This is a genomic window from Pseudooceanicola nanhaiensis DSM 18065 (genome assembly GCF_000688295.1).
Lineage (GTDB): Bacteria > Pseudomonadota > Alphaproteobacteria > Rhodobacterales > Rhodobacteraceae > Pseudooceanicola > Pseudooceanicola nanhaiensis.
This window is the reverse complement of record NZ_JHZF01000011.1, coordinates 545,043-567,897: the sequence shown is the minus strand read 5'-3', so window position 1 is coordinate 567,897 and position 22,855 is coordinate 545,043. Positions and strand designations below refer to the sequence as shown.

24 protein-coding genes are annotated in these 22,855 nt (G+C 69.3%); 14 read left to right on the top strand and 10 right to left on the bottom strand.

The features are described 5' to 3' along the window. The first annotated feature begins 52 nt into the window (after nucleotides 1–52). The 4 genes from Q344_RS26310 to Q344_RS0103640 all read left to right on the top strand — a co-directional run bounded on the left by Q344_RS26310 (nucleotide 53) and on the right by Q344_RS0103640 (nucleotide 3,667). Nucleotides 53–211, top strand: coding sequence for a hypothetical protein (locus tag Q344_RS26310; protein ID WP_169739174.1), 159 nt, complete (start codon nucleotides 53–55; stop codon nucleotides 209–211). 101 nt (nucleotides 212–312) lie between these two features. Then, entirely contained in the window at nucleotides 313–1,353 is a 1,041-nt protein-coding gene (locus Q344_RS0103655; RefSeq protein ID WP_229669129.1) for a flagellar motor switch protein FliG, read from the top strand. Between the two features lie 512 nt (nucleotides 1,354–1,865). Beyond that, entirely contained in the window at nucleotides 1,866–2,744 is an 879-nt protein-coding gene (locus tag Q344_RS0103645) for a DMT family transporter (RefSeq protein ID WP_229669128.1), read from the top strand. A 14-nt stretch (nucleotides 2,745–2,758) separates the two neighbouring features. Continuing rightward, the gene (locus tag Q344_RS0103640) at nucleotides 2,759–3,667 is read left to right on the top strand and encodes a lysophospholipid acyltransferase family protein (protein WP_084178287.1); all 909 of its coding nucleotides are present in this window, start codon (nucleotides 2,759–2,761) and stop codon (nucleotides 3,665–3,667) included. A gap of 4 nt (nucleotides 3,668–3,671) precedes the next feature. On the opposite strand, the gene Q344_RS0103635 is transcribed toward Q344_RS0103640, so the two are convergent. The 3 genes from Q344_RS0103635 to Q344_RS0103625 all read right to left on the bottom strand — a co-directional run bounded on the left by Q344_RS0103635 (nucleotide 3,672) and on the right by Q344_RS0103625 (nucleotide 6,018). Beyond that, nucleotides 3,672–4,397, bottom strand: coding sequence for a DUF1223 domain-containing protein (locus Q344_RS0103635; protein WP_084178286.1), 726 nt, complete (start codon nucleotides 4,395–4,397; stop codon nucleotides 3,672–3,674). A gap of 101 nt (nucleotides 4,398–4,498) precedes the next feature. Next, nucleotides 4,499–5,563, bottom strand: a complete 1,065-nt coding sequence (gene speB, locus Q344_RS0103630) for an agmatinase (protein ID WP_028285471.1) — start codon at nucleotides 5,561–5,563, stop codon at nucleotides 4,499–4,501. Between the two features lie 185 nt (nucleotides 5,564–5,748). After that, nucleotides 5,749–6,018: a DUF2312 domain-containing protein gene (locus Q344_RS0103625; protein WP_028285470.1), complete on the bottom strand. Its 270-nt coding sequence runs from the start codon at nucleotides 6,016–6,018 to the stop codon at nucleotides 5,749–5,751. A gap of 131 nt (nucleotides 6,019–6,149) precedes the next feature. Between Q344_RS0103625 and Q344_RS0103620 the strand changes: the two genes are divergently transcribed. Continuing rightward, the gene (locus Q344_RS0103620) at nucleotides 6,150–6,365 is read left to right on the top strand and encodes a hypothetical protein (protein WP_028285469.1); all 216 of its coding nucleotides are present in this window, start codon (nucleotides 6,150–6,152) and stop codon (nucleotides 6,363–6,365) included. A 3-nt stretch (nucleotides 6,366–6,368) separates the two neighbouring features. Here the strand turns inward: Q344_RS0103620 and Q344_RS0103615 are convergent, their stop codons facing one another. Next, on the bottom strand, nucleotides 6,369–8,381 hold the full coding sequence (locus Q344_RS0103615) for an enoyl-CoA hydratase/isomerase family protein (RefSeq protein ID WP_156954623.1): 2,013 nt from the start codon (nucleotides 8,379–8,381) through the stop codon (nucleotides 6,369–6,371). A 231-nt stretch (nucleotides 8,382–8,612) separates the two neighbouring features. Further along, the gene (locus Q344_RS0103610; RefSeq protein WP_156954622.1) at nucleotides 8,613–8,822 is read right to left on the bottom strand and encodes a hypothetical protein; all 210 of its coding nucleotides are present in this window, start codon (nucleotides 8,820–8,822) and stop codon (nucleotides 8,613–8,615) included. 314 nt (nucleotides 8,823–9,136) lie between these two features. On the opposite strand from Q344_RS0103610, the gene Q344_RS0103605 reads away from it, so the two are divergent. From Q344_RS0103605 to Q344_RS0103590, 4 genes are read left to right on the top strand one after another with little or no spacing between them, the layout of a single operon-like run. Next, nucleotides 9,137–10,000, top strand: coding sequence for an MBL fold metallo-hydrolase (locus Q344_RS0103605; protein WP_036538269.1), 864 nt, complete (start codon nucleotides 9,137–9,139; stop codon nucleotides 9,998–10,000). A gap of 15 nt (nucleotides 10,001–10,015) precedes the next feature. Further along, on the top strand, nucleotides 10,016–10,435 hold the full coding sequence (locus tag Q344_RS0103600) for a YeeE/YedE family protein (RefSeq protein ID WP_028285465.1): 420 nt from the start codon (nucleotides 10,016–10,018) through the stop codon (nucleotides 10,433–10,435). Next, nucleotides 10,435–10,869: a DUF6691 family protein gene (locus tag Q344_RS0103595; protein ID WP_028285464.1), complete on the top strand. Its 435-nt coding sequence runs from the start codon at nucleotides 10,435–10,437 to the stop codon at nucleotides 10,867–10,869. The genes Q344_RS0103600 and Q344_RS0103595 overlap by 1 nt, the downstream gene beginning before the upstream one ends. An 11-nt stretch (nucleotides 10,870–10,880) precedes the next feature. After that, a complete protein-coding gene (locus Q344_RS0103590) occupies nucleotides 10,881–11,309 on the top strand; it encodes a protein tyrosine phosphatase family protein (RefSeq protein ID WP_028285463.1) in 429 nt (142 codons plus the stop codon). Here the strand turns inward: Q344_RS0103590 and Q344_RS23020 are convergent. The 5 genes from Q344_RS23020 to Q344_RS0103565 form a co-directional block, all read right to left on the bottom strand. Beyond that, nucleotides 11,306–12,490 carry a FliM/FliN family flagellar motor C-terminal domain-containing protein gene (locus Q344_RS23020; protein WP_051630247.1) on the bottom strand — a complete coding sequence of 395 codons (1,185 nt, stop codon included), beginning with the start codon at nucleotides 12,488–12,490 and terminating at the stop codon, nucleotides 11,306–11,308. The genes Q344_RS0103590 and Q344_RS23020 overlap by 4 nt on opposite strands. 93 nt (nucleotides 12,491–12,583) lie before the next feature. After that, nucleotides 12,584–15,265 carry an ATP-binding protein gene (locus Q344_RS0103580; RefSeq protein ID WP_028285462.1) on the bottom strand — a complete coding sequence of 894 codons (2,682 nt, stop codon included), beginning with the start codon at nucleotides 15,263–15,265 and terminating at the stop codon, nucleotides 12,584–12,586. After that, nucleotides 15,265–15,561: a hypothetical protein gene (locus tag Q344_RS23015; protein WP_036538264.1), complete on the bottom strand. Its 297-nt coding sequence runs from the start codon at nucleotides 15,559–15,561 to the stop codon at nucleotides 15,265–15,267. The genes Q344_RS0103580 and Q344_RS23015 overlap by 1 nt, the downstream gene beginning before the upstream one ends. Nucleotides 15,562–15,565: 4 nt before the next feature. Further along, complete coding sequence (locus tag Q344_RS0103570; protein ID WP_028285461.1) at nucleotides 15,566–15,934, bottom strand: response regulator transcription factor; 369 nt, start codon at nucleotides 15,932–15,934, stop codon at nucleotides 15,566–15,568. A 113-nt stretch (nucleotides 15,935–16,047) separates the two neighbouring features. Continuing rightward, nucleotides 16,048–17,370 (bottom strand): helix-turn-helix domain-containing protein, encoded by a 1,323-nt coding sequence (locus Q344_RS0103565; protein ID WP_028285460.1) that lies wholly within the window; start codon nucleotides 17,368–17,370, stop codon nucleotides 16,048–16,050. Between the two features lie 214 nt (nucleotides 17,371–17,584). On the opposite strand from Q344_RS0103565, the gene Q344_RS0103560 reads away from it, so the two are divergent. The 5 genes from Q344_RS0103560 to Q344_RS0103535 all read left to right on the top strand — a co-directional run bounded on the left by Q344_RS0103560 (nucleotide 17,585) and on the right by Q344_RS0103535 (nucleotide 22,850). After that, on the top strand, nucleotides 17,585–18,946 hold the full coding sequence (locus tag Q344_RS0103560) for a substrate-binding protein (RefSeq protein WP_028285459.1): 1,362 nt from the start codon (nucleotides 17,585–17,587) through the stop codon (nucleotides 18,944–18,946). A gap of 121 nt (nucleotides 18,947–19,067) precedes the next feature. After that, on the top strand, nucleotides 19,068–20,099 hold the full coding sequence (locus Q344_RS0103550) for a branched-chain amino acid ABC transporter permease (protein ID WP_028285458.1): 1,032 nt from the start codon (nucleotides 19,068–19,070) through the stop codon (nucleotides 20,097–20,099). Nucleotides 20,100–20,102: 3 nt separating this feature from the next. Further along, nucleotides 20,103–21,308, top strand: coding sequence for a branched-chain amino acid ABC transporter permease (locus Q344_RS0103545; RefSeq protein WP_028285457.1), 1,206 nt, complete (start codon nucleotides 20,103–20,105; stop codon nucleotides 21,306–21,308). Nucleotides 21,309–21,320: 12 nt separating this feature from the next. Further along, a complete protein-coding gene (locus Q344_RS0103540) occupies nucleotides 21,321–22,082 on the top strand; it encodes an ABC transporter ATP-binding protein (RefSeq protein ID WP_028285456.1) in 762 nt (253 codons plus the stop codon). A gap of 12 nt (nucleotides 22,083–22,094) precedes the next feature. Then, a complete protein-coding gene (locus Q344_RS0103535; RefSeq protein ID WP_028285455.1) occupies nucleotides 22,095–22,850 on the top strand; it encodes an ABC transporter ATP-binding protein in 756 nt (251 codons plus the stop codon). Nucleotides 22,851–22,855: the final 5 nt, after the last annotated feature.

Sequence of the window (22,855 nt, the reverse complement as noted above, 5' to 3'; positions counted from 1 at the left end):
GAGATGACCCTGCGTCATGCTATGCTCGACGCATCCAACGGGAGACATCGACATGACGATCCGCACGATCCTGACGGCCTCGGTTCTTGCCTTCCTTCCCGCGCTCGCCTCTGCCAGCTGCGCCTATCACGAGCGGCAGGCCAGCTCCTGCGCCGAGGGCTATGTCTGGGATGCCGAGGCAAGGACCTGCGTCCAGCAGGTGAACGGCTGATCCGGCTGCCCGTCTAAACCACTCGTTCACGACTTTCCGGCTAGCCTTGCGGGGACAGCAGGAACGAGGCAGAGATGGGCACGCTTGCGCCGCTCGGACAAATGACACCCCCCCGCGGCGGGGGACGCGCCGCACTGACGCGGCGGCAGAAGGCGGCGATCGTCGTCCGTCTGCTGCTGGCAGAGGGCGAGACGCTGCCACTCCGCGACCTGCCGGACGAATTGCAGGCCGATCTCACACAGATCCTGGGCTCCATGCGCCCGATCGACCGTGCGACGCTCGACGAGGTCGTGGAGGAATTCGCCGACGAGCTCGAAGGGCTGGGCCTCACCTTTCCGAAGGGGATCGCCGGGGCGCTGACGGCGCTCGACGGCCAGATCTCGCCGCATACCGCCGCGCGGCTGCGGAAGGAGGCGGGGGTGAAGCAGGCCGGCGATCCCTGGGACCGGATCCGGCAGCTCGATGTCAAGGACCTCCTGCCGCTCATCGAACAGGAAAGCACCGAGGTCGGCGCCATCGTGCTGTCGAAGCTCGATGTCGGCCGCGCGGCCGAGGTGCTGGGCGCCCTGCCCGGCGCCCGTGCCCGCCGGATCACCTATGCCATCAGCCAGACCACCGGCGTCACCCCCGAGGCGCTGGAACGCATCGGCCTCTCGCTTGCCGCGCAGGTCGAGGCGCGGCGCGGCTCGGTCTTCGACAAGGGCCCGGCCGAGATGGTGGGCGCGATCCTCAACTATTCCACCGCGAACACGCGCGACGACATGCTGACCGGGCTCGACGAGACCGATTCCGATTTCGCCGAGGAGGTTCGCCGGGCGATCTTCACCTTCGCCAACATTCCCGCTCGGATTGCCCCCCGCGACGTGCCAAAGGTGGTCCGCAACCTCGACCAGAGCGCCCTGATCACCGCCATCGCCGCGGGCAGCGGCGGCACCGGGCCGGAAACCAAGGCGGCGGAGTACCTTCTGGGCAACATGTCCGGCCGCCTGGCCGAACAGCTGCGCGAGGACGCCAGGGACCTCGGCAAGATCAAGGCGAAGGACGCGGAGGCGGCGATGACCGAGATCGTGAACGCAATCCGCGAAATGGAGGCGGCGGGCGATCTGCTCCTGCTCACGGACGAGGATCAGGAGGACGCCTGAACGCCGATCGACGCCGAGGGGCGCCCGGGGCCCGACCGACACCGCGGACGCCTCCCGGCCGGAAGCCGGGACGCCCCGGTTCGCCCGCAGGGCAAAGAGGCGAGGCGCTCAGCCTGGCCCGCCGCGGCCCGCGCGCGACCTCGCAGGTCCGGCTCTCCGCGGCGCGCCGAGGCCCCGACGCGCCCGCTGTCGGCCAGGAAGGCCCGTCCCCGCAAACCGGCGACGGGACGAAGCGCATATGTCGCGCAGGCGGCAGGCAGGCGCGGTCCCGCGATATCCCCACGCCCATCGAAAAGGGTCGGGCCCGGCTGCCGCGCCCGGACCGGCCGGACCTCGGACCGCGCGGCGGTCCGGTCCGTGCCCGCACACCCCCGCCTGCCCCAGGCTGACCGCCCGCCCCTCCGGCCCGCGTGGACATTCCCCGCGCCCCCGCCTATGGCTGCCGCCATGACATGCGCGCCGCTCCTTCCGCCCCCGGGGTCACCCCGCCCCCGCCCGCAGGCAGCAACTTGGTGAGCGCCCCCCTGCCCGTCGCCGACAATTCCCGCGCCATCCTGCTGATGCTGGCGGCAATCTTCTGCTTCACGTCGATGGACGCCACCGCCAAGGCCCTGTCGCAGGAATCGGGCACCGTCGTCGCGCTCTGGGCGCGCTACGCGGGCCAGTCGCTGCTGGTGCTGGCGCTGGTCTCGCGCCGTCTGGGCGCCGTGGCGCGCACGCGCTTCCCGGGCCTGCAGCTGCTGCGCTCGGCCTTCCTGATGTGCTCGACCACGCTCTTCTTCTTCGGCATCTCGCATATCGGCCTCGCCCAGGCCACGGCGATCATGGATGTGAACCCGGTGCTCATCACCCTCGGCGCCGCGCTCTTCCTTGGCGAAACCGTCGGACCGCGCCGGATCGTGGCCATCGCGATCTCGCTCGTGGGGGCGATGATCGTGATCCGGCCGGGCGGCGCGGTCTTCTCGCTCTGGTCGCTCCTGCCGTTCTGCGCCGCCTTCACCTACGCCGGCTACGCGTTGATGACGCGCTACGTCGGCCGGTCCGAGGATCCCTGGACCTCGCTGCTCTACGGGGCGCTCTTCGGGGCGATCATCCTGACCGTGCTGGTGCCCTTCCACTGGCAGCCGGTCACGCCGAAGGGCGTGGTGCTGATGCTCATGCTCGCGGGTTTCGGCACGCTGGGCCAGCTTCTGCTGATCCGCGCCTTCACCGCAGGCGAGGCCGCGGTGCTCGCCCCCTTCGGCTATGTCGGGCTGGTCTTCGCCACGCTCTTCGGAATCGTCGCCTTCGGCGAATGGCCCGACCTCTGGACATGGGTCGGCGCGCTTGTGATCGTCGGGTCCGGGCTCTATGTCTGGCACCGCGAACACGGGGCCCGCACGGCGCCCTGACAGGGAGAGCACCGATGAGCGCCAGCGCGCCCGAGCCCCGGTCCCTGCCCGAGCGGATCGGCGATCACGCGGTCAACGCCGCCCTGATGGGCGCGCTCGGCCTGATGCGGCTCCTGCCCTACGAGACGAGGGTGCGCGCCTTCGGCCGCTTCACCTCCGCCGTGATCGCGCCGCTTGCGGGCTGGCGCCGCCGCATCCGCGACAACCTCGCGCTCGCCTGGCCCGAGTTGCCTCGGGACGAGGTCGAGCGGCTGGTCCGCCTGGTCCCCGACCAGGTCGGCCGCACGGTGATGGAGTTCTTCTCGCCCGACGAGGTCGACGCGCGGATCCGCGACATCGCCCTCGAAGGCCCCGGTGTCGAGACCCTGCTCGACGGGATGGAGCATCACCGGCCGATGATCCTCGTCTCGGGCCATTTCAGCAATTACGCGATCTTCCGCGCCCTCATGCGCCAGCGCTACGGCGCGCTCGGCGGCCTCTACCGCCCGATGAGCAACGTGCCCTTCAACCTGCATTACGTCCGGATGATGGAGGCGAATGCCACGCCGCTCTTCCCCCGCTCGCGCCGGGGCCTCGCCGACATGGTGAAATACGTCCGCTCGGGCGGCGCCGTGGCGATCCTGCACGACCAGCACATGGAGGACGGGGTGGCGCTGGAGTTCTTCGGCGTTACGGCGATGACCGCGCTCTCGCCGGCCGAGATGGCGGTGAAATACGGCGCGCCGCTGATTCCGATCTACACGATCCGCCAGCCCGACGGCCTGTCCTTCCGGATCGAGGTCGAGGCGCCGATCCCGCCGGGCGAGCCGGCCGAAATGATGCAGGCGCTCAACGATTCGCTCGAGGCGCGGGTCCGCGCCCATCCCGACCAGTGGCTCTGGATCCACCGCCGCTGGCGCGCGGTGCAGGACGGCACGGCCTGAGGCGTCAGCGCAGCCGCGCCGCGGCCTCGATCGCGCCGGGGCCCGCGTGCTGGATCAGCACCACGACCGGGTCATCGCCCGCGGCCTCCGCCTCGATGTCGAGCGGGGTGCGCGGGTCCCATTCGCCCAGGTTGTGCCATTCGGTGACGATGTTGCTGTAGACCAGCGTCTTGCCCGCGTTCTCGCCGCGCAGCACCTCGATCCGGGCCGAGGGCGCGTAGCGGACCAGCTGCACGGTCAACGGTTGGGTGAAGCCCTGCGCCGCCTCGGCCTCGATCCCCACCCTGCCGGCGCCGAGGCGCTCCAGTTCGACGGTCACCGCGGCGGGCACGGCGCGGTAGCGCATGATGAGCTCGGCCACGTCGACCGGGTGGGTGCCCACGACATCCTCCTGCCCGTGGATGATCATCTGCGGGGTATAGATCGAACGGCGCCCGGCGTGGCGCGCATAGGACTTCTGGCGCTTGGTGAAGAGCGGGCTGGCGAAGACGTCCTTCCAGCCGATGTAATCCCAGTAATCGACATGCAGGCCCAGGGCGATCACGTCCTCGCGCTCGGCGAGCGTCGAGAAGAAGGCATCGGCCGGCGGGCAGGACGAACATCCCTGCGAGGTGTAGAGCTCGACCACAACAGGGCGCGCGCCTTCGGCCGCCACCGGCGCGGACGCCGCAACGCCCCCCGCCAGAGCCAGAACCGCGGCGCGCACGCCCACCTTGACCCTTGCCCACATACTCAGCCTGTCCTTGAACTTCCCAACGTCACGACCCGGTCTAAGAGATCGGAACTGAAACAACCAATCAAGGTTTTGAGACCGCCCGCGAGCGTGTCCTTTCAGCGTCCCGGCACGAAGGCCATCAGGCAGAGCTGTTCGAAGAGCACCTGCGCCGCGGCCTGCGCGGTGTTCGAGGTCGGATCGTAGGAGGGCGCGACCTCCACCACGTCGCCGCCCTTCATGTCGATGCCCTTGAGCCCGCGCAGGATCGCCAGCGCCTCGCGCGGGGTCAGCCCGCCGACCTCGGGCGTGCCGGTTCCGGGTGCGAAGGCCGGGTCGAGCGAATCGACATCGAAGCTGACATAGGTCGGGCCCGCGCCCACCACCTCGAGCGCCCTGGCGATGACCGCGGGCAGTCCCATCCCGGCCAGTTCCTCGGCATGGATCACGGTCATCCCGCTCTCGTAGGAGAATTCCCACAGGAAATCCCCGCCGCCCCGGATGCCGATCTGGATGGTCCGCGCGGGGTCGAGGCTGCCCTCCAGAACCGCCTGCCGGAACGGGCCGCCATGATGGAACTTCGCCCCCTCGTAGACGCCCGACGTATCCGCATGCGCATCGATATGCACCATGCCGAGCGGACCGTGCACCCCGGCCAGCGCCTTCAGGATCGGGCGCGAGATCGAATGGTCGCCCCCGACCGAAAGCGGCGGGATGCCCGAGGCGGCGAGCGCCGTGTAGAAGGTCTCGATATCCTCGTGGCAGGAGGTGAGGTCATAGCGCGAGCGCATCGGCACGTCGCCGATGTCGGCCACCTTCAGCACCTGCATCGGGGCCACGTCCATGACCCGGTTCCACGGTCCGATCCGCTCGATCTCGCGCACCGCCTTGGGCCCGCGCCGCGCGCCCGCCCGGTTGGTCACGCCCAGATCCATCGGCACGCCGACCAGCGCCACGTCGAGCCCCTCGATCCGCCCGCCATCGGCCAGCACGCCCGCGTCCTGCGGCCGGTAGGGCGCGTCGAGCAGGGTCGAGACCCCCGCGAAGGGCCAGGCCCGGCGGCCGCCCTCCCCGAAGATGCCGTCGGCCACCGCCTTCAGCCGCGGATCGTAGAACGCGGTGCCCTTGTCGTTGCCATAGCGCGCGCGCAGTTCGTCGAGCGTCGGTGCGGTCTTGCCGGCCATCGAAACCTCCTGTCGTTCCGACACCACCAAACCGCGCGCCCGCGCGGATGACAAGCCACGCCCCGACAGGTTCCCCTGCTTCCTCTGGTCAAGAATATCCCGGGGGTGAATTTCGCGTCCTCGGGACGCGAAAGGGGGGGCAGCGCCCCCCTGCGCCGCCTGCCGCCAGGGCGGCAGGCCGGGCCTCAGCTCATGCCGAGCGCTTCCTTGTACATCTCGAGCACCGCCTCTTCCTCGGCGATGTCGTCCTTGTCGCGCTTGCGCAGCGCGATGACCTTGCGCATGACCTTGGTGTCGTAGCCGCGCGCCTTCGCCTCGGCCATGACTTCCTTCTGCTGGTCCGCCAGGTCCTTCTTCTCGGCATCCAGCCGCTCGATCCGCTCGATGAACTGGCGCAGTTCGTTCGCGGTCACGCGGTAGCTGGCCTCGCCGTTGTCGATCACGCCGTCATCCATCTTGAGCCTCCATCGCTGCGGGAGGTTCCCCGATAGCGCCCCGCCGCGCGTCCCGCAAGGGGGCCGCGGGGCTTGCAACCGGGGCCGGCATCTTTTAGGCGCATCGCGGATCACAACCGGGCGGAGATGGCATGGACTACCTGATCTGGGGCGGCGCGGCGCTCTCGCTGCTGGGGCTCGCGGGGCTTTTCTGGTCGATCGCCAAGGTGAACCGCGCCCGCAAGGCGAAGCTCACCGACGAGGAGCTGCGCGCGGCCGTGCAGAAGGCCCTGCCGCTGAACCTCGGCGCGCTCTTCCTGTCGGTCATCGGGCTGATGCTGGTGATCCTCGGCGTCTTCCTCGGCTGACGCTCAGCCGTTCAGGTCCGAGAACCCGACCCCGTTGGCCATCAGGTCGCCGATCAGCGGGTGCGGCGCCCAGACCGACTTGTCGAGCTCTGCGAGCACCCGCATCGCCTGCGACAGATGCCCGAGCCCGATCGTCTCGGCGGCCTGCATCGGCCCGCCCTGCGTCCGCGGGAAGCCGTAGCCCTGCACCATCACCACGTCGAGCACCAGCGGCCGGGCCACGACCCTGTCCGCGAGAAGCCGCGCGCCCTCGTTGACCAGGGCCGCCAGCAGCGCGGTGCGCACCTCCGAGGCGCGCCAGCCATGGGCGTGCTCCGCGGGACGCCCCGCGCGGGCCTCGGCCACCAGCGCCTGAAGCGCTCCGCTGCACCTATCCCGCCCCGGCTTCAGCCCGGCGCGCGCGATCAGCGACGACAGGCCCGCTGCGCGGCCCAGCCGGGCCTCGCGCTCGGCATGGGCCATGGCCGCGATCTCGCCCAGCATGGCATAGGGGCCGCGCGCGAATCCGTAGCCCGTCATCGCCGCGTCGATCTCGCCGGCGTCCAGCCCGACCCGGACCAGCGCGTCCGCCGCGGCAAGGAGCGCGCCCATCATCGCGGGCCCGGCCAGCCCGTCCGAGGCGCTCACCCGCACCGGGATGCGCCGGATCTGCTGCATGAACCGCCGGGCGCGGCCATGGGCGCGGCTGGTGGTCCCGGGGGTGACGACCAGCTCGGCCAGGTGCGCGGGAAAGCTGCGCCCGGGCAGGTGCAGGCCGATCACCCGGCCGCGCGCCGCCCGGGGCGCCAGGTTCGCGGTGTCGAGGTGCCGGGTCGCGCTCAGCACCGGCGCATCGCTTTCGGGCAGTGCCGCCAGCGCGACGAGCGCGGCCGATTTCGCCGCCGGATCGTCGGGGGAGAGGTCGAGCAGCAGTTCTGCCGTGGTCATCGCCGCGATGTCCGACTGCAGGATCACCCGGTCCTCCGGCCGCTCGCCCGCCGCGCCGGTCTGCGCCCGGAGCGAGGCCCTGGCCGCCAGCGCCCGGCGCAGGGCCGCGGCGAAGCGGGCGGCGCGATGGCGGTCGGGCTCGTGCACCACGACGCCGATCCCGCGCTGCGCGAGCGTCGCGACGAGCGCCGGTGCCCCGGGGCCGAGCGCGAGGATCCCGGCGAGCGCCACCGGCGGCGCCTTGATCCCGGCGCTGACCCGGGTCTCGGCGATCAGCGCGTGGCGCAGTCCGCGGGCGCGGTCGCTTGCCGCGATCTCGTCGAAGAACTCCTGTTCGAGCTCCAGCCCGGCCTCGAAGGGGAACAGCTGCGCCGCCTCGACCGCCCGGCAGACCGCCGCCACCATCCGGTCATCGGGCGCGGCATTGGCGCGGCGGCGGGCCAGTTCCGCCTGATAGGCACCGGCATCCGCGAAACCTTCGGTCCGGTCGCGCGCGCGCGGCCGGTCCGGCGCCTCGGCCAGCGCGAGCGCGATCTCCCGCGCCTTCGCCTCGGCCTTGGCGGCGGGCACGATGGCGTCGAAGATGCCCTGCGCGACCTCGCTGGTGACCGGGTAGTTGCGCCCGGTCAGCATCAGCGTCAGCGCATGGTGGGCCCCGATCAGCCGCGGCAGCCTCTGGGTCGCCCCGGCCGAGGGCGGCAGCCCGATCAGCGTGTCGGCAAAACCGATCCGGGCCGCGGGTACCGCGACGCGCGCATCGGCCGCCAGCGCGAGCTCGGCCCCTGCCCCGGTGACGTTGCCCGCGAGCAGGGCGACGACCGGCTTGGGAAAGCTCTCGATCCTGAGTGCGAGCGCCGCGGGCACCGGCGCGGCCAGCGGTGCGCCGAATTCGCGCGGGTTGACCTGTCCGGGAAATCCGCCCGAGGCATCGCCGATGATCACCGCGCGGATCGCGGGATCGGCCTCGGCCCGGTCGAGCGCCGTCATCAGCCCCTTGCGCGCCCGCTGCGACAGGATCTGCGCCGGCGGATGGTCCAGCAAAAGGACTGCGACCGGCCCCTCCCGATGCATCCTGACGGTTCCCGCCACCTCGGCCCTCCCGTGCCCCCGCACGGCGCCCCCGCTTCCTGCGCGGTGCCGCGGCCCATTGTCGGCGGTAGCCTATGCCCTGGCCCCCCGAATACAAGCCCTCCGAACAGAAGCCCGCCTGCGCGCCGAACGAAAACCCCCGCCGGGCGGGCGCCGGGCGGGGGCGGTGTTTTCGATGTCGCGCCCGGGGGCACGACCGCGGTGCGGGGCCCCGCCGGTGGCGGGACGGGTCTACACGGGCAGGTTGTCGAACCGGGCCTCGATGGCCTCGTTCGTCAGATCTTCCTGAAGTTGCCGCAGCTGGCGCGGAATCCCGTTTCCGGTGAGTGCGTACTTGCTGATCACGCCATGCAGCTTGTCCAGATGGACGTGACGCGTGGCCGGGTCGGCCAAGGCGATCTCGGACACGATGGCCCGTGCAGTCGAATCGAGTTCCGTCATGGACATACTCCTCCTTCGCGCGACGGAGAGCGCCGTCACGCCATGTTATCCCCACTTCCGACTGATGCCGCGGGCCATCCGGTGAAAGGCCCGCAATTTCCTCCCAGGCGTTTCCGCCTGTGCCTGAAGATAGTATCAGGCTTCCCCTGCGGCAATGCCGAATATTCCGCATCGCGGACAACCCCGGACATTTTTGGACTTATCCCCCGCTTTTCGCCCTCGACGGCGGGAATCCGCGCTGGAATGCTTGGGCAGATCTTGCATCACATTCCATTTTCATTATATGAAGTCAGGAAACAACCTTGGGGGTACTCATGAAACCCGACGTCACAGCCTTCTTCGACGACGCCACCAACACGATCTCCTACGTGGTCCGCGACCCCGCGGGGAGCGCCTGCGCGGTGGTCGATTCCGTGCTCGACTTCGACTACAGTTCGGGCCGCACCGACACCCGGTCGGCCGATGCGATCATCGCCTTCGTCCGGGATCACGGGCTCGAGGTGCAATGGCTCCTCGAGACGCATGTCCATGCCGACCACCTTTCGGCCGCGCCCTACATCCAGGAAAAGCTTGGCGGGAAGATCGGCATCGGCGACCGGATCACGCTGGTGCAGGACACCTTCGGCAAGGTCTTCAACGAAGGCACCGAGTTCCAGCGTGACGGGTCGCAGTTCGACCGGCTCTTCCAGCAGGGCGACAGCTTCCACATCGGCCAGCTGCGCGGGGACGTGCTGCACACGCCGGGCCACACGCCCGCCTGCCTGACCTACGTGATCGGCGACGCGGCCTTCGTGGGCGACACGCTCTTCATGCCGGATTTCGGCACCGCGCGCTGCGATTTCCCGGGCGGCTCGTCCGAGGCGCTCTATGCCTCGATCCAGAAGATCCTCGCCCTGCCGGACGAGACCCGGATCTTCGTCGGACACGATTACAAGGCGCCCGGCCGCGATGCCTATGCCTGGGAGACCACGGTGGGCGCGCAGAAGGCGCTCAACATCCACGTCGGCCAGGGCACATCGGCCGAGGACTTCGTGGCGATGCGCGATGCGCGCGACGCGACCCTGGCGATGCCGAAGCTGATCATCCCCTCGCTGCAGGTGAACATGCGCGCGGGCCACATGCCTCCGGCGGACGAGAAGGGCGATGTCTTTCTCAAGGTCCCGGTGAACAAGCTCTGAGGGGGAGACAGAAACATGCAACCTGACTGGATCATGGGCCTCCTCGGGGGGCTGATCATCGGCCTCGCCGGGGCGGTCTACCTGCTCGGCAACGGGCGGATCATGGGCGCGAGCGGCATCATCGGCGGCGCGGTCGACGGCTCGGACCGAACGGCCGAGCGGCTGACCTTCCTCGCCGGGCTCTTCGGCGCGCCGGCCCTGCTCGCGCTCGTCGTGGGCGCGCCGGACACCCGCGTCACCTCGGACATCGCGGTGCTGGTCGCCGCAGGGCTGCTGGTCGGCATCGGCACGCGGATCGCCAACGGCTGCACCTCGGGCCACGGGGTCTGCGGGATCTCGCGGCTGTCGCTGCGCGGCATCGTGGCGACCGTCTTCTACATCCTGGCGGGCGGGCTCACCGTCACGGTCTTCCGCCACGTCCTGGGGGTGATCTGATGCGCAGCCTCGTCTCGCTTCTCGCCGGGAGCCTCTTCGGCATCGGCCTCCTGCTTTCGGGCATGACCGACACCGTGAAGGTGCAGGGCTGGCTCGACGTCTTCGGCGACTGGGATCCCACGCTCGCCTTCGTCATGGGCGGCGCGATCATTCCGATGGCCATTGCCTGGCAGGTGGCCCGGGTCCTGCGGCGCCCGCTGGCGGGCGACCGCTTCCCGCCCGCGCCCGGGGCCGAGGTCGACCGCATGATCGTGATCGGCTCGGTGCTTTTCGGCATGGGCTGGGGGCTCGCCGGGCTCTGCCCGGGGCCGGCCGTGGCCTCGCTCTCCTACGGGGGAACGGGCGGGCTGATCTTCGCCCTCGCGATGGTGGCGGGCATGTGGCTCGCGCCGCGGCTCCGGGCGCGTCTGGACAGGGCCGTGCCGGCGGAATAAGGCTGACGATCATGGATATTCGCCCCGTCACCCCCCGCTACGCCGTTTCGCCCCAGATCGCGCCCGAGGACGTCGCCGCGATCAAGGAGGCGGGCTTCACCCGCATCATCTGCAACCGGCCCGACGCCGAGAACCCGCCCGAATACCAGGCCGCCGCGGTCGAGGCCGCGGCGCAGGAGGCGGGGATCGACTTCGTCACCCTGCCGCTGACCTATCCGACCATGACGCCCGAGCGGATCGCCGAGCACATGGCCGCGATCGAGGACGCCCCCGGTCCGGTGCTCGCCTATTGTGCCTCGGGCACCCGCTGCACCACGGTCTGGGCACTCGGCCGCGCCACTGCGGGCGACGCCCCGGACGAGCTGATCGCGGCGGCGGCCAAGGCGGGCTACGACCTGAACCAGCTGCGCCCGCGGCTCGACGAGCTCTCCGCCGGTTAATCCCCGAGCGGCGGCAGCCCCGGCATCGGGGCTGCGCCGAAATCGGGCAGCTCCTCGGCCTCGCCGTCCAGCTCCGGCAGGTCGTCGAGTTCCGGCAGGTCGTCCAGCTGGGGGAGGTCTCCCAGCTCCGGCAGGTCGTCGAAGGACGGCAGTTCCCCCATCTCCATCGGAGCGCCGGGCGCGGGAAGTGTCCCGGGCTCCGGCAGCCCTCCAACCTCGGCCGCATCGGGCGGCGCAGCCTCCGCGTCGGGCGCAGGCGGCTCTGCGGGCGGCGGACCGGTCCCCACATGGCCCGCGGCTGCCGCGCCTTCCGCCGGGGTCAACCGCACGGCGCGGAAGCCGTTCAGCTGGCCAAGCCGCGCCGCGGCGATGCGGTGACGCGGGCCGGCTTCCAGGATGGTGTCCGACAACGCGCTCCTGGGCACCTCCAGCAGGTCGCCGGGCTTGAGCCTCCCGACCTCCGCCAGCGGCAGGCTGAACCGGTGCAGCACGGCGTCGAGCCGCGCGCGCGCCGCCATCACCACGGGGCTGAGCGGCACGCTTGCGGGCGCCTCGCCCTCCGCCCCCTCGTCCGCCGAGGGCTGGGGCGCGGCCTCGCGCAGGGGCAGCGCCAGCGTCACCTCCCCGTCACGGGCGCCGGCCACGTCCAGCCGCATGCGGTAGCGGGTGAAGTCCGTCGCCTCGATGGCGAGCCCGACCATGCGCGGATTGTCGAGCATCACGCCGAAGCGGTAGCCCGCGAACTGCTCTTCCGCCGCCTCGCCCTTGAGCAGCTCGGCGAGGTTGGCGAAGGCCGCGTCGATCAGCGGCGCGATCATCGCGGCATCGGTCCGGGTCGGGCGCCGCGGTTCGAGCGGGCCGCCCATCACGCGGCCCATGGTCAGCATCTCGACCAGCCCGGCGACCACGGGGAAGGCCAGGGCCGCCACCCCGATCGCCCCGCCGGGACCGTCGAGCAGAACCAGAAGCTCCCCGTCCTCAAGCGCGCCGAGCATCTCTTCGGCGCCGGGCGTGTCGGCCTCGACCGACGAGACCGCCATGGCGAGGTCCATCAGGTCGTCCGCCGCCCGTGCGAAGGCGAGCTTCAACGCCTTCGCGGGCGACATGGCGCGCGCCTGCCATACCTCGCGCGCCGCGCTGGTCTTGCGGCGCAGGACTGCATTGGGAGAGTCGCTGATCATATCCTCCACCGCCGGATGCGGGCACCTGCTTCGCCGCACACTAGGCCGGAGATGGTTACCAACGGCTTTAACCGATCGCACCGGCCGCGCCGGTCACTGCGCGGCCAGCGCCCGTTCGCCGGGCAGCGTCACGCGGAAGGCGGCGCCGCCCTGCCCCGGCAGATAGGCGATGGAGCCCCCGAGCCGGGCCATCACCTCGCGGCAGATCGCCAGCCCCAGCCCCGCGCCGCCCGCCTGATGGTGACCGATGCGCGAGAATTTCTCGAAGATCAGCCCCTGCATCCCGGTCTCCACACCCGAGCCGTTGTCCGAGAAATCGACGTGGATCGCGCCTCTGTGCCGGCTGACGGCGATGGTCAGCACGGGCTGGGCTGCGTCGCAGTATTTCTGCGCATTGGCGATCAGGTTGATGAAGACCTGCGACAGGCGGTCGACATCGGTCTCGACCACCAGCGCCTCGGCCTGCGGATCGCGCCGTATCTCGATGCCGCGCTCCTGCAACGCGGCGCGGACCGAATGGTCGAGCACGTCGGACAGCACCGCCTCGCGGAAGTTGAGGTTCACCTGCCCGTTTTCCAGCACGCTGAGATCCAGCAGGTCATCGAGCAGTCGCGTCAGCCGCACCGCCTCCTCGAGGATGATCGAGGCATATTTGCCGCGCTCTGCCGCGCTGAGGCCGCCCTCGTCGCGCAGGATCTCGGAGAACGCCCGGATCGAGGTCATCGGCGTGCGCAGCTCGTGGCTGATCTGGCTGAGGAAGGCATCCTTCTGCACCGAGATCTGGGTGAGCTTGTCGTTCGCCGCCCTGAGCTGGCGGGCGGTGCGGGCGAGCTCCTCGGATTTCGCCTCGAGCTGGGAGGAGTATTCCATGATCTGCGCGGTCTCGTCGGCCACCGCCATCAGCTCCTCGACCGAGACGGAGGCGCCGCCGACGATCTGGCCGACCATCGCATGGGCGGTCGCCGCGCCGACCGATCCGGACAGCTCGCGCTCGAGCCGCTGGAGGAATTCCGCCGTCGGCTCGGGCAGATAGCCCGGCAGCCCCTGACGCCGCGCGGCGTCCTGGAAGAGCGCCTGCGCGTCGGCCGCGCCGAGGATGCGCTGCGCCATGATCATCAGGTCCTCGCTCTGCGCGGCGCCGCCCTGCCAGCCCTGCGGCGCCTCGGAATGGGCGAAGACGTTGACGAATTGCGCGCCCTGGAGCCGCTCCATCGGCGAGGGGAAGGTGAAGACCGAGACCAGCGCGAAGGCGCCCGCGTTGAAGAGCATCGACCACAGCACGCCGTGGACCAGCGGATCGAGCCCGGCAATGCCGAACAGCGCGTAGGGCCGCAGCCAGCCGAAGCCGAAGGGGCCGTGCAGCATCACCTCGCCGGGGATGATGACGTCCGGGCCGAAGCTGGGCAGGAACAGGCACCAGACCCAGAGAACCGAGCCGATCATCAGCCCCGCGAAGGCCCCCATGCGGGTGGCCCCGCGCCAGAAGATCCCGCCGAGCAGCGCGGGCAGGAACTGCGCGACGCCCGAGAACGAGATCAGGCCGATGGCGGCCAGCGCCTCGCCCCCGCCGGAGACGCGGTAATAGAGATACCCGAGCAGCAGGACCCCCACGATCGACAGCCGGCGCGCCAGCAGGACGACGTGGCGCACATCGCCCGAGATCGCGGCCCCGCCGCCGGTGGCCTTGAGCCAGATCGGCATGACGATGTGGTTCGAGACCATGGTCGACAACGCGATCGAGGCGACGATCACCATGGAGGTGGCCGAGGAGAAGCCGCCGAGGAAGGACAGCATCGCCAGCCCCTCCTGCCCCGCGGCGAGCGGGACGGTCAGCACGAAGAGGTCGGGGTTGGAGCCCTCGGGCAGCAGCTCGAGCCCGGTCACCGCGATCGGCACCACAAAGAGCGACATCAGCATCAGGTAGGCCGGGAAGGCCCAGGCCGCCGTGCGCAGGTGGCTCTCGTCGTCGTTCTCGACCACGAGGACCTGGAACATCCGCGGCAGGCAGAAGAGCGCCGCGCCCGCGAGGAAGATCAGCCCGGCCCAGCGACCGTTGGCCATCTGCCAGTGCCCGAGCCGGGAGGCGTCGATCCGCGCCATCGTCTCGGACAGGCCCCCGCCGATCCCCCAGACGACGAAGATGCCGACCGCCATCAGCGCCACCAGCTTGACCACCGCCTCGACCGCGATCGCCATGACGACCCCGTGGTGCCGTTCGTTGGCATCGAGGTTCCGCGTCCCGAAGAGCACCGTGAAGAAGGCCAGACCCGCGGCGACCCAGAGCGCCGTGGAGGCGCTGTCGCCCTTCGGCGTGACGTCGGGATCGGCCAATGCAAAGCTTGAGAAGCTCTCGACAACCGATTGAAGTTGCAGCGCGATATAGGGCGTCGTCCCGATCACGGCGAGCACCGTCACGCAGACCGCCAGCAGGTTCGACTTGCCGTAGCGGGACGAGATCAGGTCCGCGACCGAGGTGATCCGCTGGGTCCGTCCGATGCGGACGATCTTGCGCACGGCCCAGAGCCAGCCGACCATCACCAGGCTGGGGCCGATGTAGATCGTCAGGTATTCGAGCCCCGAACGCGCCGCGTATCCGACCGCGCCGTAGAAGGTCCAGGCGGTGCAGTAGATCGACAGCGACAGCGTGTAGACGAGCGGCGAACGCAGCCAGTGGCCCCGGCCCCGCATCGCCGCGCGCTCGGCCGCGAAGGCGACGAGGAACAGGATCGCCACGTAGCTCAGGCAGACGCCGATGAGCAGGTTCAGCGAGGCCATCAGCGCCGCGCCCCGCGGTCCGCCTCCGGCAGGGGCCGCGGCGTGCCCTGGGCGTCGAGCTCGGATTCGAGCCGGCGCGAGGCGAGCCATGCGGTCGCCGCCACCAGCACCACCCAGACGCCGAAGATCCACAGGATCGCCCGGCTCGTCGGCATGCCGCCCGCGCCCTCCTGCCAGAGCAGCGGCACCAGCAGCAGCACCAGCCCGATCACCGGCATCAGCCGGGCCAGGTCCGCCAGCCGCCGCCGCCGGTAGGTCCGGCGCTCGAGGAAGAGCACACGCGGCGGCCGGGCCATCCGCCTATCCGCCGGCGAGGTCGCGGACCGCTTCCAGGACCTCGGCGTTCGAGAAGGGCTTGGTCATGAACCGCGAGGCACCGTAGCTTTCGGCCATCTCGCGGTCCTTGGTCTGCCCGCGCGCGGTCAGCAGCAGCACCGGCAGGTCCGATGTTCCCTCGCCCGCGCGCAGGTCGCGCAGGATGTCATAGCCCGAGCGGCCGGGCAGCATCACGTCGAGGATCACGAGGTCGGGCGCGCGCGCGCGCACCGCCTCCACCGCGTCGACCCCGTTGGAATGCGTCGCCACCCGCCAGCCGTCGCGTGACAGGATGAAACCGATGGCTTCGATGATGTTGGGTTCGTCCTCGATCACAAGAACGGTCTTGCCCATCAGGTCCTCCCCTCCCTTCCGAGCGTTTCTTTTTCTTCTTGTCCGCTTGTTATCAGGCAGGAAATGCAACCTGTCAAAAACGTTATTCCGCACTGTGGATAATTTACTTTAGGTCACCCGGCGGCGGCGCTCTCGGCCATGATCGAGGGTTCGCGCCGTCCGCGGCACTCCGCCCGCGGGCAGATCCGGCAGGTGACACCGACCCGGCGCAGCCCCTCCTCGCTCTCGTCACGGTCCGGCACGATCAGCATATGCGCCTCGAACAGCGGCTCCCGACCGGCCTGCACCACGCCCACGGGCTCGGCCACCGCATGGGTGACGAACCAGCCTTCGGCGCGGCTGGCAAGGCGGAGGCGCTGGCGGAGCGGGATCATCGGGCGCGACAGTGCCTGGAACAGCGGCCAGAGCGGACAGGCCGCGCCGAACCGCGGCAGCGGGAAGCCGGGCAGCGGGCGGCGGAAGGTGAAGGTCCCGCTCGCGTCGCAGGCCACGAGCCCGAAGGGCCCGCCCAGTGTCGCCGCGGCCTCGGGCGGCAGGCTCGCGAGGCGGCGCATCATCGCACCGGGCCCGACGCCGAACCGGGCGGCGAGCCAGCCGGGATCGAGCGTTTCGGCAGCCGCCTCCGTCACCGGGCCGACCGCCAGCCGTGCGGCGTCCTCGGCGTAGCGGGCGAGGATCCCCTGCGCCATCTCGCGCGCGGCGGTGGAGCTCAGCGCCTCTCCGGCCTCGGCGATCACCTCGGCCGGGGTTGCACCGCCCCCGGCCTCGAGTTCCGGCAGGTGGAAGCCCCGGGCGGCCAGGAAGCGCTCCACCTCGTCCTGCGGCGCGCCCAGCGTGTCCTGGCGGCGCTGCCCGGCCTCCAGCTCGCTCACCAGCCGCTGCGCGCCTTCGGCCAGGCGCTGGCTGTCCTCGTTGATGTTGCGGTGGAAGCGGTCGCGCCATTCCGGCTCGATCTCCTTCGTCTCGACGAGGATCGAGGCCGTGGAATGGATCGCCGTCACGGTCGAGAGCACCTCGTGCATCGACGCGGCGAGGTGCGGGTCGTGGGTCAGACGGTCGGTGAGCACCTCGAGCGTGCGTTCCAGCCCCTCGATGGCGCGGTGCTGCGCGGCGACAAGGGCGGCCCAGCCCGGAAACCGGCCGGCGAGCTCCTCCACCGCGTCGGCCTCGGCCCCCGCCTCGGCCCGGTCGGCGGCCGCTTCGCGCAGGGTGGCGATCAGCGCGGCCTCGGCGCCCTCGGAGAGGAGCGATGGTTCCACGTCCAGCGCCGCGGCGATGTCGAGCAGCAGCTTGCCGCCGATTCTGCGCCGGTTGTGCTCGATCAGGTTGAGGTAGGAGGCCGAGATCCCGGCCCGTCGCGCCAGCTCGGCCTGCCGCATCCCGCGCAGGGCCCGCCGTTCGCGGATCCGGCTTCCCGTCAAGGTTGGGCGCGCCATCCGAATTTCCCTTCCATTTCAGCGTGTTTCTGCGCTGCCAAAAAACTTCTTTACCAACTCTACGTGATCCTTGTGATTTTGTTTACAAAAAAATCGTTTGCACAAAGGGAGTTGTTGCTTGGTTTTCTCTTCGTCTGCGAAGGTATCTTTGCACTTAGTGCGGTCCGCAGGCGTGAGGAGACGTCGGCGGTTCCACCGAACAGGGAGGATAACAATGTCCAACAGACTCACACGCCGCGGCGTGCTCCGGACCGGCGCAGTCGCCGGGGCGGGCCTCGCGGTTCCGACGATCTTCACCGGATCCTCGGCGCGCGCCTATACGAACGAACCGACCGGAAGCAGCGTCACGCTGGGCTTCAACGTGCCGCAGACCGGCCCCTACGCGGATGAGGGCGCCGACGAGCTGCGCGCCTTCGAGCTGGCGGTCGAGCACCTGAACGGCGGCGGCGACGGCGGCATGATGCAGACCTTCTCCGAGAAGAACCTGAAGGGGAACGGGATCCTCGGCAAGGAGGTGAAATTCGTCACCGGCGACACGCAGACCAAGTCGGACGCCGCCCGCGCCTCGGCCAAGTCGATGATCGAGAAGGACGGCGCGGTGATGATCTCGGGCGGTTCGTCCTCGGGCGTGGCCGTGGCCGTGCAGGGCCTCTGCCAGGAGGCCGGCGTGATCTTCATGGCGGGTCTCACCCATTCGAACGACACCACCGGCAAGGACAAGAAGGCAAACGGCTTCCGTCACTTCTTCAACGCCTACATGTCGGCCGCGGCGCTCGCCCCGGTGCTCGAGAAGATGTACGGCGCGGACCGCAAGGCCTATCACCTGACCGCCGATTACACCTGGGGCTGGACGCAGCAGGAATCGATCCAGGCCGCCACCGAGGCGCTTGGCTGGGAAACCGTCAACAACGTGCTGACGCCGCTCGCCCAGACCGACTTCAGCTCCTACATCGCGCCGGTCCTGAACTCGGGCGCCGACGTGCTGGTCCTGAACCACTACGGCGGAAACATGGTCAATTCGCTGACCAACGCCGTGCAGTTCGGCCTGCGCGACAAGCAGGTCAACGGCAAGAACTTCGAGATCGTCGTGCCGCTCTACTCGGAGCTCATGGCGCGCGGCGCCGGCGAGAACATCAAGGGCATCCCCGGCTCCCAGAACTGGGACTGGAAGCTCGAGAACCAGATGGGCGACCGCTACACCGGCACCAATGCCTTCGTGCAGTCCTTCGGCGAGAAATACGGCTTCCCGCCGAGCCAGGCGGCGCACACCTGCTACGCGCAGACGCTGCTCTACGCGGATGCCGTGGAGCGCGCCGGGTCCTTCGATCCCTGCGCCGTCGCCGAAGCGCTCGAGGATTTCGAGTTCGACGGCCTCGGCAACGGCCCGACCCTCTACCGCGCGGCGGACCACCAGTGCTTCAAGGACGTCGTGGTCGTGCGGGGCAAGGAGAACCCGGAGAACGAATTCGACCTCGTGGAGATCGTGGAAGTCACGCCCCGCGAGCAGGTCGAATACGCGGCGGATCATCCGATGTTCGCAGGCGGCAACCTGGGTGCCTGCAACTCGGGCGCATAAGCCTCAGACGGGGCGCGTCGCGGACGCGCCCCGACCAAGCGCCCGGCATCACGCGCGGGCTTGCCGGTAGGGTGCGTGCGCGGCACGCACCTTGCCCACGTGCATCTTCGGGAAGAGGTCCATGGACGCCATCATCCTTCAGATCCTGAACGGGCTGGACAAGGGCAGTGCCTATGCCCTGATCGCCCTCGGGCTCACCCTGATCTTCGGCACCCTCGGTGTCGTCAACTTCGCCCATGGCGCGCTCTTCATGATCGGCGCCTTCATCGCGGTTTCGGTGCAGAAGCTGCTGTCGCTCAGCTACGTCACGCTCGACGAGACCCGGACCGACTTCCTCGGCAACCCGGTGAAGGTCGAGACGCCCTATGTCGTGGAATGGTTCGGTCCCGAGGTCGGCGCCACCATCATCGACTGGTCGGTGCCGATCGCGATCCTCTTCGCGATCCCGATCATGGCGCTGGTCGGCTACGTGATGGAGCGCGGTCTCATCAAGCACTTCTACAAGCGCCCCCATGCGGACCAGATCCTCGTGACCTTCGGCCTGGCCATCGTGCTGCAGGAGATCATCAAGCATTACTACGGCGCGAACCCGATCCAGACCCCCGCCCCCGACGCGCTGCAGGGCTCGTTCGACTTCGGCGTGCTGATCGGCTTCGACCCGAACGTGATCATCTATCCCTACTGGCGGATGGTCTACTTCGCCTTCGCGGCGCTGCTGATCGGGTCGGTCTTCGCCTTTCTGCAGTTTACCACCTTCGGCATGGTCGTCCGCGCCGGCATGGCCGACCGCGAGACGGTGGGCCTTCTGGGCATCAACATCGACAAGCGCTTCACCTTCACCTTCGCCATGGCCGCGGTCGTCGCGGGGCTGGCGGGCGTGATGTACGCGCCGATCAACTCGCCCAACTACCACATGGGGATGGACTTCCTGGTCCTCAGCTTCGTGGTGGTCGTGGTGGGCGGCATGGGCTCCCTGCCCGGCGCCGTCGCCGCGGGCTTCCTGCTCGGCATCCTCGAAAGCTTCGCCTCGATGAACGAGATCAAGTCCATCCTGCCCGGCATCGACCAGATCATCATCTACCTCGTCGCCATCATCATTCTGCTTGCCCGTCCTCGGGGCCTTCTGGGCCGCAAGGGCGTGATGGAGGAGTAACCCATGCTCGGTCTCGACAGAAAAGACTTCATCCTGTTGCTGGTCGTCTTCGCGCTGGTCGTCCTCGCTCCGTTCCTGCTGAACCCGTTCCCGACGAACAGCGCCATGGCGCAGTTCAACGCGGGCTATCCGGACCTGATGCAGCGCTTCGTGATCTTCGGCATCTTCGCGATCGGCTTCAACCTGCTCTTCGGCCTCACCGGCTATCTCAGCTTCGGCCATGCGGCCTTCCTGGGCGTGGGATCCTACTCGGCCGTCTGGATGTTCAAGCTCCTGAGCATGAGCGTCGTCCCCGCGATCATCGCCTCGGTCATCGCCTCGGGCATCTTCGCGCTGCTGATCGGCTACATCTCGCTGCGGCGGACGGGGATCTACTTCTCGATCCTCACCCTCGCCTTCGCGCAGATGTCGTTCAACCTCGCCTATTCGGTGCTCACCCCGATCACCAACGGCGAGACCGGGCTGCAGATCACCCTGGCCGATCCGCGCATCCTCGGCGTCACGGCGACCGAGAGCGGCTCCATCCCGGTGACCAACCTGCTCGGCGCCGAGATGCGCTCGACCTACATCATGGATGTCGGCACCTGGGCGTTCCAGTTCAACGTGGGTTATTACGTCTGCGCGGCGATCATGCTGCTGGCCTTCTACGTGTCGGTGCGCATCTTCCGCTCGCCCTTCGGGCTGATGCTGCGGGCGATCAAGGCGAACAAGACGCGGCTCAACTACACCGGCCTCAACATCCGGCCCTACACCCTCGCGGTCTTCGTGATCTCGGGCATGTATGCCGGTCTTGCGGGTGGTCTTATGGCCTCGATGGACCCGCTCGCCGGCGCCGAGCGGATGCAGTGGACCGCGTCGGGCGAGGTCGTCCTGATGACCATCCTCGGCGGTGCGGGCACCCTGATCGGGCCGGTCCTGGGCGCGGGCGTCATCAAGTACTTCGAGAACATCTTCTCCAAGATCAACTCGTCGGTGCTCGAATCCTGGTTCGCCTTCATGCCCGAGAACATGCAGCACGCCGCGGTCTACGTCTCGGAACACTTCGTCGGCCCCGGCTGGCACCTGACGCTGGGCCTGCTGTTCATGCTCGTCGTGACCTTCCTGCCCGGCGGGCTCGTCGAGGGCGGCCAGCGGCTGTCCCGGCTGTTCCGTCGCAAGCCGCAGAAGGACGCGGCGCGCGATTCCACCCAGTCCAACCCCGCCGAATGAGGAGCGCGATCCATGGGCATCCTTGAAGTCAAGAACGTGGGCAAGCGGTTCGGAGGGCTGAAGGCGCTGTCGGACGTGAACCTGAGCGTGGCCGAGAATTCGGTCCACGCGATCATCGGGCCGAACGGGGCGGGCAAGTCGACCCTGCTGAACTGCCTCGTCGGCAAGCTGATCCCGGACACCGGGTCGGTCATGTTCGACGGACAGTCCGTGCTGGGCCGCAAGCCTTACCAGATCAACCAGATGGGGATCAGCCGGGTGTTCCAGACGCCTGAGATCTTCGGCGACCTGACGGTCATGGAGAACATGATGATCCCCTGCTTCGCCAAGCGCGACGGGGCCTTCGAGCTGAACCCGATCCGGGCCATCACCGCGCAGAAGGACATCATCGCGCATGCCGAAAGCGTGCTGGCCGACATGAACCTGCTCGAGAAGCGCGACATGCATTCGGCCTCGATGTCGCGCGGCGACAAGCGGCGGCTCGAGATCGCGATGTGCCTCGCGCAGGAGCCGCGGCTGCTGCTGCTCGACGAACCGACGGCCGGCATGGCGCGTGCGGACACCAACAACACGATCGAGCTGCTGAAGGAGATCCGGGACAAGCGCAACATCACCATCGTGATCATCGAGCACGACATGCACGTCGTCTTCAGCCTGGCCGAGCGGATCACCGTGCTGGCCCAGGGCACGCCGCTGGTCGAGGACGTGCCGGCGAAGATCAAGGGCCATCCGAAGGTGCGCGAAGCCTACCTCGGCGAGAGCCAGCCTGCGTAAGGGAGAGCCAGGATGAACGTCAAACCCGATTTCTCGAAGGGCAGGAACTACGCCGAGACGGCGCCTGCCTTCCTGTCGGTCTGGAACATGGAGGCCTATTACGGCGAGAGCTACATCGTCCAGAACGTGAGCTTCAACGTCCACGAGGGCGAGATCCTCGCCCTGCTGGGCCGCAACGGGGCGGGCAAGACCTCGACCCTGCGCGCCATCGCCCGGCTCGACGCGCCGCAGGTGACGCATGGCGAGATCTGGCTCGACCACCAGCCGCTGCACACGATGAGGTCGCACGAGGCGGCGCAGGCGGGGCTGGGGCTCGTGCCGGAGGACCGGCGGATCATCCCCGGCCTCACGGTCGAGGAGAACATCGACCTCGCCCAGATCGCCCCGCCGATCGGCTGGTCGAAGGAGCGGCTCTTCGAGCTGTTCCCCCGCCTCGGCGAACGCCGCCGGCAGGAGGGCGTCACCCTGTCGGGCGGCGAGCAGCAGATGCTGTCGATCGCCCGGGCACTGGCGCGCGACATCAAGGTGCTTCTGCTCGACGAACCCTACGAGGGGCTTGCCCCGGTGATCGTGGACGAGATCGAAAAGACCCTCCGGATCATCAAGGAACAGGGCATCACCACGATCCTCGTCGAACAGAACGCGGTCCGCGCGCTCGAGCTTGCCGACCGCGCGGTGATCCTCGACACCGGCTCCATCGTGTTCGACGGATCGGCCGCCGAGGTGCTTGGAAACTCCGAGCTGCGGGCCGAGTACCTGGCCATCTGACGGGA